This is a genomic window from Carboxylicivirga longa, assembly GCF_050589825.1.
Lineage (GTDB): Bacteria > Bacteroidota > Bacteroidia > Bacteroidales > Marinilabiliaceae > Carboxylicivirga > Carboxylicivirga longa.
The window spans coordinates 85,258-101,407 of the sequence record NZ_JBNGOZ010000011.1; the positions used below are offsets into that span (position 1 = coordinate 85,258).

Below are 16,150 nucleotides of genomic sequence, written 5' to 3' on the forward strand. Positions count from 1 at the left end.
CATGATGCAAGTTAGAGAAATAAAGACTGCCCATAAGCGTATCTGTCAGCTGCTGGCACAGAAAAATATCAAAGAAAGCCTTGATGAGATTCAGGTATTGGTAAAGGAATCGCAGAACAGTGGCCTGATTGATGAGCACTATAATATTGAGTTTACATACAAAAATATTCTGAAATATACCGTGGAAGGGATCTCTGACCCCGAACGGCAAAAGATATACCACCACCTGATTCGCGATGTGTACCATCTGGCGGATAAAGTTACTGATTTACTGCTGATGAAATATTCCAGCGAGGCCATTTATGAGTTTCGGAAGCAACATGACGAACAGGCTTTTACCGGCCTTATTTCTGAGTTGGAAGCCCTATTGAGCAGCATTGAGCTGGAGAAGGTATTGAATGCAAATGCTGAAAATAAGACGGCACTCAAACAGAAAGTGGATGTACTGTTTAATTATATTTGGGCTTATCCGGCACCGGTGGGCGATCAGCAGACCTTGCTCAAGAAGCTGCTGTTTGAAAGTACGCTGCCCGTTTTTTATAAGGCAACATTGGTAGGTGCGCTTAACCTATCGCTGATGAATAGTTTTTCCTACGACTATATGCGTCTGTTAATGGCGCTGTGTAATCACCCCGAGGATGCGGTGAGCACCCGCGCTATGACCTCCCTGTTGCTGGCATTGAATGCCTACGATGCTCGTTTGCCACTTTATCCTGAGCTTTATACGCAGCTGTTTATGATGATTGAGGAAGGAGGGCTGCAAACCCTGATTCAAAGTATTGTCATTCAGCTTATACGCACCCGTGAAACAGAGCGAATATCGCAAAAGCTGAGTGATGAGATACTACCTGAAGTGGTGAAGATGCATCCGAAGCTGAAGGATAAACTGGATCTCGAGAACCTTATCAGTGATAAGCTGGCTGAAGGTAAAAATCCGGACTGGGGCGATGTGTTCAAGGATTCGCCCAACCTGATGAATAAGATGGAGGAGTTAACGCAATGGCAGATGGAGGGTGCCGATGTATTTCTGTCGACCTTCAAGCATCTTAAGCATTTCTCATTTTTCAATGAGCTGTCTAATTGGTTGCTTCCTTTCTATCCGTCGCAGCCCGATGTGCAGGCAGCGCTTTCAAAGGAAGAGGCCGTGTTCAGCAGTCAGCAGCTGCTCGATGGCCTGGCCTCATCACGTTTTCTTTGCAACTCCGATAAGTACTCGTTAATACTGAGCATCCCTCACATGCCGGGCATGCAAAAAGAAATGATGGGGCAAATGTTTTCGGCTGAGATTGAGCAGATGGTGGAGATGGAAAAAGATGAAAAGGTATTGCAGGCCAATCAGAAAAAGTTGGTGGCCAGTAATCAGTTTATTCAGGATTTATACCGTTTGGTGAAAGTACACCCGCAAAAGCATCAGTTTACCGATGTGTTTGTGCAGAAAATGGATTTTCATAATCGTTGGTTCTTCCGTCAGTTGCTTGATGATAGCAGCGCACTGCGCGAGATTGGGGAGTATTATTTTAAGAAGAATTATTTTGAGGATGCACTGGATATTTTGCTTAAAGTGCGATCCAAGGCCGGTGGCGACAGCGAGGTGGTACAGAAAATTGCATATTGCTACCAGCAGCTGAAAGATTATGAGCACGCGCTAACTTATTATCTGGAGGCTGACTTGCTGGGGGCCGACAGTATGTGGAATAAGAAAAAGATAGCCTTGTGTTACCGTCATTTGAAGGCCCCGCAAAAAGCCCTCAATTATTATCTGGAAGCTGAAAAGTTGAGTCCCGATAATCTGCATACCCAAGTGTCGGTAGGGCACTGCTTGTTAGAGCTGGAAAACTTTTCTGAAGCGTTGAAATATTATTTTAAAGTGGAATACCTCGACCCCAATAATAATAAGGTGTGGCGCCCCATTGCCTGGTGTTCTTTCGTGGAAGGTAAATTTGAGCAGGCCGAGAAGTATTACAATCAGCTGCTTGTTTCGGAAAAGAATAAGCACGACCTAATTAACCTGGGACATACCTTGTGGTGTAAGAAGTTGCGTAAGGAAGCACTGGCCTATTATCAGCAAAGTATTCAATTGCCTAATCATTCCATTGGGGAGTTTATCGAGACCTTCACGGCTGATATCCCCTATCTTAAAAAACATGGCATTGATGCCGGAGATATTCCGTTAATGCTGGACCAGATTCGTTATTCACTGGAAAGTTAAGCAGGCTAGATGGCAAAGAAAAAAGTGAGCTGGGAGCTTTATAGCTATGGTGAGTATAGTAATTGGGAACGCACATCGCGGAAGCTGCCCAAGTTGCTTAAAATAGCCAATAAAGTAAGGATAAGACCCGATGTGGAATTTGGCTATGTGGTAAAAATAAAAGGTGCTAAAGGAAAGGTGGTGGAGTATAGAATCGAACATCCGCCATTCAGGGGTAAGGATGGTCAGGTTGAGCCTCCTTTCGAAGGCGAGTATTTTATCAATTCAAATGATTATGAGTTTTTTCTGGGAGATACCGTATGGGAACCCTACGAGGATAAGGCGGGTGAGTGGCGGCTGGTTACCCTTTTGGACGGGAAGGTAATTGCCGATAAAACTATTACTTTGCTATTATAGGTTTAGCTCATCAGTACCATTATAAGGAACATGATAAAAGCCACCAAGGCAATAATAAGGGCTACTTCGATGATGGAGTAGATTAATATTTTCCGTTTTAGCTTCAGTGTTATATCTGTTTCTTTCTTCATCTTTTGTTAATTCATTTGGTTTCACCACAATACTGATCTGCAAACATACTAGCCCTGGTGAAATAATCAAGTTGCTTTAACAGGTTTTAACAGTGGCTTGACGTTTTTTAACCGCTTGTGAGTGAACCTAATCGAGAATTCAGTGTCGCGAAAACAGTCAGCGTGCTACCGGGGGAATAGGGGAAAGCCCCGCTGCCGGTATGCTAAAATAGATAAAAAGGCTTAGCTCAAATGCTTACGTATCTTACTAATCAGGTCTTCCGGCTGAAAAGGTTTGCTAATATAATCGTCCATTCCGCTCGCCAGGCACTTCTCCTTGTCTTCGGGGAAGGCATTGGCCGTAACGGCGATAATGGGGGTGTGCGTACCCGTGCTCTGCTCTATCTGACGAATCTTCTCGGTAGCCTTAAAGCCATCCATAATGGGCATTTGCACATCCATCAAAATCAAATCATACTTCACCTTACCAAACTTATCGAGGGCCTCTTTGCCGTTAAAAGCCACCTCGATTTTCCTTACTTCATCTTTTATATATAGGATGATAATTTGCTGGTTACTGAAGTTATCCTCCACCAGCAGGATATTGGCATCAGCAATGTCAATGACCGGCTTAAAATAGCTGTCGCTTTGTTGTGTGGGAGTCTTAATGTTTTGGATGGACTGACTCTTTGTATTTTCTTTAAAGGAAGCCGAGAATTCAATTACAGTTTTTAACGAATCGGGGAATATGTCGATGGTATTACCATCCATCTCAATGATGTTTTGGGTGATGCCCAAATCAAGCTGGCTTATGTATTTTGAGCGGTTGAGATGGATTACATCAGATGCATGAATACCATTTTCATTCATATCTGATTTGGGCAGGGGAATCACCGTGTTGCTGCTGATTCGGAATTTCAACACGATTTTTTCGGGCAATGATTCTTTTAGTGATACCTCAATCGTCACTGTTTTAAGCTCCGATTGATTGTATTTTAACAGGCTATTGAGTAGGTTCAGAAATATCTGTTTTATCTTCACACTATTGCCTATCAGGTTAGTAGGGATGTTGGCCGATAAAGAAAGGCTGAATTGCTTCTTATCCTGTTCATCCTGAAATAGCTTGATGGTATTATTGATGGTGGAGTACAGGTTAAAGCTTACCTCTTCGGTGGGTAGCTGGTTGAAATTTGTTTTGGAAGCGGCAATCATGTTATTAACCACATTAACCAGATTGTTTGATGAGGCATGGATGGTGTTGATGTAGTCGCGCTGGTCGTCGCTTAGGTTGGTTTTTTCCAGTACATCGATAATGCCCGTGATATTGCTCAGCGGTGTTCGTATTTGATGCGATAGTTTTGAGATGAGCTCTTCCTGTGTTTTATTGAAATTTTGCGAGTCTAGCACACGTCGTTCTTTCTTTAATAAAATGCCGGCATAGGTATAGTGAATGGCATAGGTAGTTATGAAAAAGAGGAGGTAGAATGTCAGGAATACGATTTTCTCGGTGAGGCTGTATTGCTTGGCTGTGCTGATAAGCTGATGATCGTTAATGATTAAAATGATAAGGGCTGTGATAACCCAAAAGATAAGGGAGAAGATCGTCCCGCGCTTCAGTCCCATCAGTGAAATGATAAAGGGAGGAAACAGTGCCGTCCAGATAATGTCGATACCGGTGCTGCTCCCAAAGACAACAAAATATATAAAGGTAGCACTGGAGAAGAAAAACAGCGAGTTATGCATGCCTTTGGCTTGTGAGCGGCGGCTAAGGTAAACAAAGTGAAATGCAAAGATAAGGCTAAGGCTCAGTAAAGGGAAAGCAAAGATATTCTCATCGGCCCGTAGGCTTATTAGTCCTTCGATAAATACAATGCAGAACAGAAAGAAGTTAATGAGATTATTGATTAGTAAGGGGGTCAATTCCTCCTCTTCGGCATTATCTCGGGTGTCTATTTTAAATAGCAATAGTAATTTATTTAAAATGTTCATTTCTCTTCTTTTATATGGTTTTGCAAGTGCTTGGTAAGTGGCATTTCTTTCATCCAAAAGCAGCTTCCGATATGCATGTCGAATATAAAACTTTTAACTTAGTCTTCATGTTCTCTCGATCTAAAATTGTTAAATATTTTAGTATCTTAATATTATTTAAAATGCACAAATAGTTATTTGTGAGCGCATTGTACGTATCTATTGAGGTTTGGTGTTTTACTGCCTCTAAAAATAATGACCGTAAGATGTAACCGAAGATTGGTTTTTCTGCGTATGAAGTCCTAAAACGAAACAATAATGAAGACAGTAGTAGCAAGTATCGCATTAATTTTATTTTCAATGGCTGCATCGGCCAAAGAACACCTTCCAACCAAAGAAGAGTATCAGGCTTTTTTAAATACAAAAACGCTGGTGGTGATGGATGTGAACCCAATGAGTGACTTTAACTTTAAGATTGAGGAGGTGATGGAAACTGTATGGACCCTCACTGATTACGAATTTATTACCAACGAGGAGTTTGAAGACAAGAGAAATGATCCATCCTATTCTTTTCTATTAATGACCGTGGGTACTTTCGATGCCGATAAAACAAAGGCTCGCTATAATTTCCTTAGCTTGCTAATGGGCGAAACAGATAAGCAGGTGCGCGATTTGCCCGATCTGTGTTCTTTGCCGCTATCATACTTACGGGTAGAGGATACAAGTTACGCATATAAGCTGGAGGCTTTTATTCGTTTTATTCAGGATCATGTGAACCTGATGAATGAGCGTCCCGAACTGATTAAAGCCAATGCCTTTAAATATTACAATAAGAATGTAGGAAGTTTGACCGATAAAACTTTATACCTGGTAAAAGAGGACTTGACCCCCGATGTAAATACCCTGGCGAAAATTAAAAGTATCTATCCTTATAATGTAAAGATTGTTACGCAAAAAGAGGTGGAGGATGCCATTGAGCGACGCGACCCAAAGGTGGTGTTTATGCACAAAGTGGGCCCTGAGGGGACAAAGTACAAGGCGCGTTGCTATAAGATATTAATTGGTGCTGATAGTTCCAGCTTTTATTATTTCGATTATCATATGGTAAATAAAAAGAACCGTGATGGGCTGCTTGCCAAAGATTTGAAAAAGATGGGTGCCTAACAAAGGGGCGATAAAATCAGAAAGCAGCGGTGTTTTTAATTAAAGAAATGAATCATCATTCAAAAACTTAATTAATTTTGTAAGGTTATTAATCTGATAATTATCACCATGTCGCTAACGAATCGAAAAAAAAATAACCAGGTACCCGAGCCCGCGCTTCGTCGCATGCCCTGCTATCTGGCTTATCTTAAACTCGCTCAAAAAGAAGGTCTGAAGCATATCTCATCGACTTTAATTGCCCGCGATATGGGGGTGGATCCCACGCAGGTTACCAAGGACTTGTCATATACCAGTATTGTTGGAAAAACAAGGGTAGGCTATGAGGTAGTGCCGCTTATTCAAGTGCTGGAGGATTTTCTGGGATTTACTGTGGTTGATGAGGCATACCTCTTTGGTGTAGGTAGCCTGGGTAAAGCCTTGTTGCACGATCATGGATTAAAGCAGTTTGGACTTAAGGTAGTGGCTGCTTTTGATGTAGATCCTGAAGTAGTGGGTAAAACCATTGAAGGAGTGCCCATTTACCATTTTGAAGAGTTGGCCACAATGCGGGCCGAAACAGTGAAAATAGGCATTTTGACCGTGCCGGTTGATAAGGCGCAGGAGGTGGCCAACCGGCTGGTTGAGGTAGGCATAAAAGCACTGTGGAATTTTACCCCGGTGCGCATTAAGGTGGATGAGCGCGTGGTGGTGCAGAACACCTCATTATATGCTCATCTGGCGGTTATGTTTAATAGAATGAAGGCCGACTAGTAAGCGTTGTCTTGAAATATTACCAAAGAGGTTGCTCAAAATATTGAGGCAGCCTCTTTTTTTTGTGTTTAAAATGTAAGTGTGAATTTAGTGAATTGCTCCGGTTCTGAGTAAGCCGATATATTGCCTCCGTGCAGGCGCAGTATCTGTTTTGAAAGGCTGAGGCCGATACCCGATCCATGTGGCTTGGTGGTAAAGAAGGGGATGAATATTTTATCCAGTACATTGGGTAGAATACCTTGTCCGTTGTCAATGACCTGAAGGGTGATACGTCCGCGTTTATTAAGGAAAGCACGTAGTTCTATGGTGGCATCTTTTCGTCCTTCCAGGGCCTGTATAGCATTTTTCACAAGGTTGATAACTACCTGCTCGATGAGTTTTTCATCAGCCGATAGCTCCAGTGAGTCAGGCTCGATGCTGATTTGGCATTGTACGCCCTTTGTTTTGAGTTCTTCCCCCAAAAGCCCCTTTATGTTTGTAAAAAGCTTACTCACCGGGAAGATAGAGAAAGTAGGTGCAGGAATCTTTGTCAGATCCCGGTAGGTGTTCACAAAGTGTAGGAGCCCGTCCGTTCGTTTATGTATGGTTTTGAGGGCATCTTCCACCTCTTTGATGGTATCCAGATCATCCCTCTCAATATTTTTATCTTTTAGGCTGTCTGCAAGCTCCGACAGTATCATGCTAATGGTGGAGGATAGGGAGGAGATGGGGGTAATGGAGTTCATGATTTCATGAGTGAGCACACGGATTAGCTTTTGCCACGATTCCATCTCTTTTTCCTCCAGCTCGTCCTGAATATTTTTGATGGAAGTGAGCAGAATGGTGCGGTTGTGTATTTTAAATTCGGTGGCATAGATGGCCAGTTGCAGCAGCTCATCTTTTTCCTGCACACGTATTAGCGTGTTTTCACCATGACGGATGGTCAGTAGTTTTTGAACCAGTTCAGGGCTAAATTCTTTCAGCGACTGTATCTTATTTAAGGTGCGAACCTGAAAGAGTTTTTTGGTGGCATTGTTAATCAGCTCTACCTTCCCGTCTTTACTGTAGGCAATCAGCGATATGCCAATATGTTGTATCACTGTTTGCAGGTAGTAGTAGTTTTCTTCTTTTTCGGCCCGTACTTCCTGAAAGTCCTTGATAACTTCATTAAACGACTTTTTTAATTTGTCGAATGATGAGTCGAGACTCTCCACCTGAAAGGTGCGGGTGAAATCGGAGTAGCGGATGGATTCCAGGAAATTATTGAGCACACGATTGGTGCGATCCACATAATGGATCATAGCAAATATCTGAAAGGCGATTAGCAGTCCAATAAGTACCAGCGTCATGGTCAGCTCAGTATTGAAGAGCAGATAGAAAAATGCAAACATAGACCCGGCTAAGAGCAGGACTCTGACGACAAAATTAATGCGAAAATTGTTATAAGCCATGCTTTTCAAGTCTTCGATACAGGGATGTGCGCGTAAGGCCTAAATCGGCTGCTGCTTTGGATACATTGCCGCGGTTCATGCGCAAAACTTTTTCAATAATCTGTTTTTCAATGTCCTCAAGGTTGTAGCTGTCAAATTCAAACCCTTCGGAGCTTGTGGGTAAGGAGGATAATTGAAAATCGCTTTCCTCCAGGTTGGGTGATTCACTCATGATAACGGTACGCTCTAATATGTGTTGAAATTCGCGTACGTTGCCCGGCCATGGGTAATTGGTGAGTTTCTTAATTACTTTGGATGATAATTTATTTATTTTCTTCTTGTATTTCTTCGAGAAGATCTTTAAAAAGTGATCAGCTAGTACCGGTATGTCTTCAGGCCTTTCGCGCAGCGGTGGCAATTCAATCTCAACCGTATTTATTCGGTAGATCAAGTCCTGTCGGTAGCTGTCTTCCATGGCCATCTGTTTCAGGTTCATATTGGTAGCACATATAAGACGTATATCGATGGCCTTGGGTTTGTTAGCTCCTACACGGGTTACCTCACGGCGTTCCAACACGGTTAGTAGCTTGGCCTGAAGGGGTAGTGAGAGGTTTCCTATTTCATCGAGAAAGATGGTTCCACCCGAAGCCAGTTCGAAGCGTCCGGGGCGCTCACTCTTGGCATCCGTAAAAGCACCCTTCACATGTCCAAACAGTTCACTCTCAAACAGACTTTCACTTAAGGCACCCAGGTCAACACTAATAAAACTCTCGTTGTTGCGCAGCGAATTACGATGCAGGGCGCGGGCCACCAGCTCCTTTCCTGTACCGTTTTCGCCCAATATCAGTACATTGGCATCCGTGGCAGCTACCTTTTTTATGGTGTTAAATACATTTTGCATACCTGGCGATACGCCAATAAAATCGGCAAAGGGCTGATCAAGAATAGTGTTGATCTCTTTCTGTTTGCTCCTTAAGTCTTTCACTTCATTGCGCGACTGCCGCAGTTGAACCGCCGAGTTAACTGTGGCCAGTAGCTTTTCGTTTTGCCAGGGCTTAAGAATAAAATCAGTGGCTCCGGCTCGTATGGCCTTCACCGACTTTTCAACATCGCCATAAGCCGTGATAAAAAGCACTACGGCAGAGGGATCAATCTCAAGTATTTTTTCCAGCCAGTGAAACCCTTCCTGCCCACTGATGGCATCTTTAGTAAAGTTCATGTCCAGCAGTACAACATCAAAGGACTCATCAGCCATTAATGCTGGTATTTTATTGGGATCGGTCGAAGTAGTGATGGATTCAACATGCGGTTTTAATAATAGCTTAAGGGCAAACAATATGTCAGCATTATCGTCAATGGCCAGTATGCGTCCTGATTTTTTCGTCATGATTCTGATTTTTTTGGGGCAACTAAATATACCACTTATTAAGAACAACTTAGCAATAAATTGTTCGAAATCGAACGTTTATTTATTGAATCTGCTATAACCAAAAAGGATGCCGTTTTTGTAATTAGCTTGATTATAAGTAATTAAAGTGGATGGCATGGAACATGGTTATGATTTTGATAGTAAACAACGAACCGTCACTTGGATATGATAAGGAGATGTGAGGTTAATGTGCTGATTGATAGTGTTGTGTAGTGTGGTTGGGATGCTTTATGGTAAGTTGTTAGTCGTTTAAAGGGGAAAATTAAGTGAAATAATATATACAAGGAAATGTTCGATTTCGTACACTAGTGTTTCGAAAACGTACATAATAGGGTAGATCATGATTCATACACGAAACTTAACAAAGCTGATCCGCAACGGGGCTATCGAGACTAAGGTACTTCAAAATGTTAATATTGACATTGAACAGGGTGAGTATGTGGCTATTCTGGGGCCATCAGGTAGTGGTAAATCTTCCCTGATAAATACCATAGGACTCATTGAAAAGCCTAGTGCCGGAGAGTTATTTTTCATGGATCACGAGGTGAGCCGCTTGAGCGAACGCCAAAGGAGTAATCTGCGTCGGGGAGGCATTGGATTTATCTTTCAGAATTTTGGTTTGATCAAGGAGCTGAAGGTATATGAGAATATTGAGTTACCACTTCAGTATCTTAGATATAACAAGAAAGAACGTCAGCAAAAAGTAGAGGCGGTACTAGCAGGCTTGCAGATAAGCCACCTGCGGCAATATTTTCCGGATCAGCTGCCGGCTCTTCAAAAACAATTGGTGGCCATTGCCCGCGCTGTGGTTTCAAAACCCGACTTGATTGTGGCCGATGAGCCTACGGGTAGTCTTAGTTCGTCGGATGGTAATCGAGTTATGGAGGTTTTGTCATCCCTCAATGAAGAGGGCTATACCCTTGTTGTGGCCACTCATTCGGCGCTTGAAGCAGAGCGGGCGCAGCGCATTATTCAGTTGTTTGATGGTCATGTTGTTACCGAAAATATTAAGAATCGTTTGTAAATGATGCTTACTCATCACATAAAGGTCGCTATCCGAAGCATTCGCAAACAGGGGATTTATGCTTTGCTAAATGTTTTTGGCTTGTCGCTGGGTTTGGTACTCGGACTGTTTGTCATTTTACTGGTGCGACACGAGCTGAGTTACGATACGGTATTTACAAACAGCGATCGGATCTGCCGTTTGGCCACTAAAGGTGTAATGGGTAATGATATAATAAACTCGGCGAATACACCTATGCCCCTCGCTGGTTTGCTGAGCGATAGTGATGAGGTGGGGGCTGTGGTGCGTATTGTGCCGGGCGCTAATAATGTAGTTGAAGCAGATGATAAGCGCTTTAATGAGGATGGCTTCATCTTTGGCGATGAAGACTTTTTCGATTTGTTCGATTTACCATTTTCACAGAAGGCCGATTCCTTTGATTTGTCAGTTCCCAGCCAGGTTGTGCTTACGTCCTCCACGGCTAATAAATATTTTGGGAAGGACAATGCTGTGGGACAGTTTATCGAACGAGATGGTATGACCTATAAAGTTGTTGGTGTTTGTCAGGATCTTCCATCCGCCTCACATCTTCGCTTCGATTTTGTGGCCTCCCTATCAACCATCGATCAGATCCTATTAAATAAGACTGACTCCAGTTATCTGAAAACATGGAAAACAGACTGGCTCTACCTCAATTGTTATACTTATTTGCGCCTCCGGGAGGGGGTTGATGCTGCATCTTTTGTTGATTGGGTAAATGCGGCCAAAGATGAATTGCTGTTGCCCCAGGTGGCTACTTTAATGAAGACACAACAGGATGCCGGTAAAGGGGTTTTCACCTTTTTTGCTCAGAAGATTCAAACTATTCATTTTGAGTCGCATCTGGATGGTGAATTCACATCTAATTCAAAACCGATTTATATTCGTTTGTTTGTGTTTGTGGCCATTTTTGTGCTTTTAACTACTTGTATCAACTTTATGAACCTCACTACTGCTAAAATGCGGGATAAATACCAGGAAGTTGGGTATCGTCAGCTGGTGGGGGCAACGCGCTCACAACTGATTCTTCAGTTTCTGATTGAGGCCCTAGTGTATGGTTTGGGTGCTATGTTTATCAGTATGGTACTGCTTGAGTTGTTGTTACCTTTTCTCAACAGTTTTTTTGAGGTTCGGCTCACTTTTAATTTTTTTCGGGGATGGATTGACTTCTTTGGCATCCTAGTTGTTTTGCTCGTTGTGGGACTTTTGGCGGGTAGCTTTCCTGCATTTTTCTTTTCGGGTTTGAAGCCTGAGAAACTGATTGCCGGAGTACTAAAAATCGGAAGAACAAGTTTTATTGTGCGTGGCCTTTTTGTTACCAGCCAGTTTGCTGTGGTAATGTTTCTGGCGGTTGTGGCCTCGGCTATGTGGTGGCAGATTGATTTTGTGCAAAATAATGATCCGGGCTTTGATACCAGTAACATATTGGTTGTGGAGAGGGGGCATGCTATCCGCAGTGAGCTGCCGGCTTTTAAAGCCGATTTGAAGGCTTTGGAGGGAGTGCGTTATGTAAGTGTATGTAATAGCTTGCCCGGTGATGATCACTATCAGTATGCATTCCGGCTGAGCGGAGGAAGTGATGATCAAGTGGTGTTTTTACCCATTAACTTCATTGATGATGACTACTTTAGAGTGATGGGTTTAGGCCTGAAGGCAGGGCGTTTTTTGAATTTGGATTTGGGTGATAGTTTGGCTGTTAACCTGAATGAGGCAGCTGTTGCAAAGCTGGGCATGCGTAAGCCGCTGGATGAAAAGATTGAAACCCTGGGTGATAAAGGCTGGAGTTTAACTACGGTGGGGGTGATTCGGGATTATCATTATGAGAGTTATTTCTCTCCCATTAACCCACTGGCATTAATTCTTATTGGCGAAAAATCACGTTTTGAATACGTTTTGATTAAGATGGTTGACGATGTGGAAGTGGATGTAAAAGCCATAAGAGCTGTGTGGGACAAATATTCTGGAGGAGCGCCCTTTGTGTATAATACTTTGGAGGATCGTATTGAAAAACTGTATGACGAAGATGTGCGAATTGCCAAAATTATGTCCGTTTTTACTTTTTTGTCCTTTTTTGTAGCCCTGTTGGGTCTTATTGCTCTGGTAACTTTTATTATTGAATATAAAGCTGAAACAGTCGCGCTGAAAAATGTGCTGGGAGCTCCGAGGCAATCCATCATGCGACAGGTATTCTCTATGTTTGGTGCCTATGTGGCAGGGGGAGTATTATTGGCCTTTGCGCCTGCCTATTATGCCATTAAAGCCTGGGGCAGCAGTTACGCTTACTTCGATTTTATTGGCTGGTGGATTTTCGTTGCGTGGGCAATTGCGCTTATTTTCATGGCTTTTCTGGTAACCTTTACGCAGGCCTATCGGGGGGTGCGCTTACGCCTTCGGGGTGCAGCTTAGCAGCCTGATATAGCTTGAATTTTTAAAACTTACTTATCCTTTGAATTCAGCCTGGTAGTTTCTTAGTGTTGTTTTTATTGTTCAGTAGTATGATTTCATAAAGTATTCTGTCCGTCTATCAATTTAACGCTTCTTTTTACAAGCTGTGTATTAAAAAATTCGATATATTTGCGCGCTAAGACGTGAAATTTGTCAAAACGAATTATAAAAATTTTTAACAAATGCAGAACAAAGGAGCTATAAGACTTTTTGCCATTTTGTTGGTATTAGTCAGCTTATATCAATTGATGTTTACTTTCCAGACTCGCAGAGTGGAAAACGAGGCAAAGGAGATAGCAGGTGGCGACCCGGACAAAGAATTTGCCTACCTGGATTCAATTAAAAACGAAACCGTTTATAACTTTCTATGGGTAGCCCGCAAATATACCTACCAGGAGTGTAAAGAGCGTGAGATCAATTTCGGTCTTGACCTGAAAGGTGGTATGAACCTAATTCTTGAGGTGAAGGTGGCCGACGTTGTTAAAGCTCTTTCAAATTATAATACTGATGAGACTTTCCTGGAAGCTCTTAGACGTGCCGAGGAAGCAGAGAAAAATTCATCAGACGACTTCATCAAATTGTTTGGTAAGGCTTTTTCAGATATCGACCCTGATGCCCAGCTTGCCACTATCTTTAATACCGTAGAGTTAAAGGAGCGCGTGAATTATAACTCAAGCAATGAGGAAGTGCTAAAGGTTATCCGCGAGGAGGCTAACAGCGCAATCGATAATGCTTTTAATATTCTTCGCTCACGTATCGACCGCTTCGGTGTTACGCAGCCCAATATTCAGCGTTTGGAGAAAGCCGGACGTGTTTTGGTGGAGTTACCCGGTGTAACAGATCCACAGCGTGTACGTAAGTTACTTCAGGGAACCGCTAGTCTTGAGTTCTGGGAGACTTACGAAAATTCTGAGTTGTTCGAGTCCTTTGTTCAGGCCGACAGCAAGGTGCGCGAGATGGAAGCTGCCAAAGCTCCCGCGCAGGAAGCAAGCGAAGCAACAGCGGCTGAAGAAACAACTGATGAAACAAGTCTTGTTGATCAGCTGGCGGCTGAAGCTACAGCTACTGATTCCTTAGAAGCTGCCAATGCCAAATCATTGTTTACTTATTTGCAGCCTAACCATCCCCAGCAAGGTGGTCCGGTTGTAGGTGTAGCCTTGTCGCGTGATACAGCTGAGGTCAATTCTTATTTAGCCAATCCGGCAATTAAGAGTCTGTTTCCAAAGAATGCTCGTTTCTTCTGGACAGTTAAGCCCATTGAAAAAGATTACTTAGTGAGTCGTTTTGGTGATGATGTAAATGAGAAAGAAACAGCATTTCAACTGGTAGCCATTAAGGTAAGTACACATGATGGACGTCCGCCGCTGGAAGGTGATGTTATTACTTCAGCCCGTAGTCAAACCAATCAGCGTGGTCAGTTCGAAGTGAGCATGAGCATGAATGCCGAAGGTGCCAAAACATGGTCGCGCCTCACTGGTGCCAACGTAAATCGTAGTATTGCTGTGGTACTGGATGGTTTTGTATATAGTTTCCCAACGGTTAATCAGAAGATCGACGGAGGACAGAGTCAGATTACCGGTAACTTTACGCCGGAAGAATCACAGGATTTGGCCAATATTCTTAAGTCAGGTAAGCTACCGGCACCGGCTCGCATTGTGGAAGATACTGTAGTGGGTCCTTCACTGGGTCAGGAAGCTGTTGACAGTGGTTTCACTTCGTTCATCTGGGCCTTTGTGGTAGTACTTATCTATATGTTATTGTACTATGGTGTTCGCGCAGGTTGGGTGGCCGACTTTGCTTTGGTGGCTAACATGTTCTTTATCCTGGGTGTATTGGCTTCCTTTGGAGCTGTATTGACACTGCCTGGTATTGCCGGTATTGTGTTGACGATTGGTATGTCGGTGGATGCTAACGTACTTATCTATGAGCGCATCAAAGAAGAATTGCGATCGGGTAAAGGCATACAGCTGGCCATTAAAGATGGTTACAATAACGCCTTCTCGGCAATTATCGATGCCAACGTTACTACTTTCCTTACCGGTTTGATCTTATTCTTGTTCGGTACAGGTCCTATTAAAGGTTTTGCCACTACCTTGATGATTGGTATTGCTACCTCATTCTTCTCAGCCATCTTTATTACCCGTTTGATTTTCGAACAGATGCTGAGCAAGAACAAAACTTTGGTATTCGATACTAAAATGACGCGCAACCTATACAAGAACATGCATATCAAATTCCTCGAGAAGCGTAAGATGTTCTTTGTAATCTCTGCCGTGGCCGTTGTGGTTTCATTGGGATCTTTATCAACTATGGGTCTAAAGCAGGGTATTGATTTCACCGGGGGTCGTACTTTCGTGGTGCGTTTCGATGATCAGGTGTCGTCTGTTGATGTACAGAATGCACTGAGCGATGTATTCGAGAATGCTCACGTTGAGGCCAAGCAATTTGGTAACGAAGGAAATCAGGTGCGTATTGCTACCAACTATATGATTGAAGAAAACTCTGAAGAGATTGACAATGCAGTAGAAGAGAAATTGTATGCCGGTCTGAAGAACTTCATCAAGAGTGATGTGTCGCAGGATGATTTCCTAACGGATTACCGTATGAGTTCGCAGAAAGTGGGACCCACCATTGCCAGCGATATCAAAAAGAATGCGGCTTACGCCATTGGTTTCAGTTTATTGGTGATTTTCCTTTATATCCTAATGCGTTTCCGCAACAAGGAGTTTGGATTTGGTGCAGTAGCTGCCCTTGTGCATGATGTTATTATTGTGTTGGGTATCTTTTCGCTTACCTATTCGTTTATGCCATTCTCTATGGAAATCGACCAGGCATTTATCGCGGCCATCCTTACTGTAATTGGTTATTCGATTAACGATACCGTAGTTGTATTTGACCGTATTCGTGAGTATCTGAAGCTATATCCTAAGCGTGATAAAGGTGAAGTGGTGGATGCGGCTCTTAACTCAACCGTTAGCCGTACAGTGAATACATCGATTACTACTTTTGTAGTGCTGTTGGTTATCTTCCTGTTTGGAGGTGAGGTAATCCGCGGTTTCGTATTTGCCCTAATGGTAGGTGTGTTGGTTGGTACTTACTCATCGCTATTTATTGCAACACCGGTTGCCTTTAATATGATTGAGAAGAAAGGGAACAAGAAAAAATAAAGCATTTTAGCTTCTTGTAAAGCCCCATGGTAACTGCCATGGGGCTTTCTTATTTAAAGCT

At 42.9% G+C, this 16,150-nt stretch carries 11 protein-coding genes; 7 read left to right on the forward strand and 4 right to left on the reverse strand.

All coding sequences use genetic code 11. The features are described 5' to 3' along the window. Position 1 precedes the first annotated feature (1 nt). Positions 2–2,209: a tetratricopeptide repeat protein gene (locus ACRD7A_RS11160; RefSeq protein ID WP_430812114.1), complete on the forward strand. Its 2,208-nt coding sequence runs from the start codon at positions 2–4 to the stop codon at positions 2,207–2,209. A gap of 9 nt (positions 2,210–2,218) precedes the next feature. Continuing rightward, positions 2,219–2,605, forward strand: a complete 387-nt coding sequence (locus ACRD7A_RS11165) for a DUF3859 domain-containing protein (RefSeq protein ID WP_430812115.1) — start codon at positions 2,219–2,221, stop codon at positions 2,603–2,605. 2 nt (positions 2,606–2,607) lie between these two features. Here ACRD7A_RS11165 and ACRD7A_RS11170 read toward each other — a convergent pair whose 3' ends face one another. Then, positions 2,608–2,736, reverse strand: a complete 129-nt coding sequence (locus ACRD7A_RS11170) for a hypothetical protein (protein WP_430812116.1) — start codon at positions 2,734–2,736, stop codon at positions 2,608–2,610. Between the two features lie 222 nt (positions 2,737–2,958). Further along, a complete protein-coding gene (locus tag ACRD7A_RS11175) occupies positions 2,959–4,704 on the reverse strand; it encodes an ATP-binding response regulator (protein WP_430812117.1) in 1,746 nt (581 codons plus the stop codon). Positions 4,705–5,001: 297 nt separating this feature from the next. On the opposite strand from ACRD7A_RS11175, the gene ACRD7A_RS11180 reads away from it, so the two are divergent. After that, positions 5,002–5,847: a hypothetical protein gene (locus ACRD7A_RS11180; protein ID WP_430812118.1), complete on the forward strand. Its 846-nt coding sequence runs from the start codon at positions 5,002–5,004 to the stop codon at positions 5,845–5,847. Positions 5,848–5,955: 108 nt separating this feature from the next. Then, positions 5,956–6,597 (forward strand): redox-sensing transcriptional repressor Rex, encoded by a 642-nt coding sequence (locus ACRD7A_RS11185; RefSeq protein ID WP_430812119.1) that lies wholly within the window; start codon positions 5,956–5,958, stop codon positions 6,595–6,597. A 68-nt stretch (positions 6,598–6,665) separates the two neighbouring features. On the opposite strand, the gene ACRD7A_RS11190 is transcribed toward ACRD7A_RS11185, so the two are convergent. Further along, complete coding sequence (locus tag ACRD7A_RS11190; RefSeq protein WP_430812120.1) at positions 6,666–7,967, reverse strand: sensor histidine kinase; 1,302 nt, start codon at positions 7,965–7,967, stop codon at positions 6,666–6,668. 49 nt (positions 7,968–8,016) lie between these two features. Next, positions 8,017–9,393 carry a sigma-54-dependent transcriptional regulator gene (locus tag ACRD7A_RS11195; protein WP_430812121.1) on the reverse strand — a complete coding sequence of 459 codons (1,377 nt, stop codon included), beginning with the start codon at positions 9,391–9,393 and terminating at the stop codon, positions 8,017–8,019. Between the two features lie 382 nt (positions 9,394–9,775). Here ACRD7A_RS11195 and ACRD7A_RS11200 point away from each other — a divergent pair, with 382 nt between their 5' ends. From ACRD7A_RS11200 to secDF, 3 genes are all read left to right on the forward strand, one after another. After that, positions 9,776–10,459: an ABC transporter ATP-binding protein gene (locus ACRD7A_RS11200; RefSeq protein ID WP_430812122.1), complete on the forward strand. Its 684-nt coding sequence runs from the start codon at positions 9,776–9,778 to the stop codon at positions 10,457–10,459. Next, positions 10,460–12,883: an ABC transporter permease gene (locus ACRD7A_RS11205; RefSeq protein ID WP_430812123.1), complete on the forward strand. Its 2,424-nt coding sequence runs from the start codon at positions 10,460–10,462 to the stop codon at positions 12,881–12,883. Between the two features lie 221 nt (positions 12,884–13,104). Continuing rightward, positions 13,105–16,089 (forward strand): protein translocase subunit SecDF, encoded by a 2,985-nt coding sequence (gene secDF / locus ACRD7A_RS11210; protein ID WP_430812124.1) that lies wholly within the window; start codon positions 13,105–13,107, stop codon positions 16,087–16,089. The last annotated feature ends 61 nt before the right edge of the window (positions 16,090–16,150 follow it).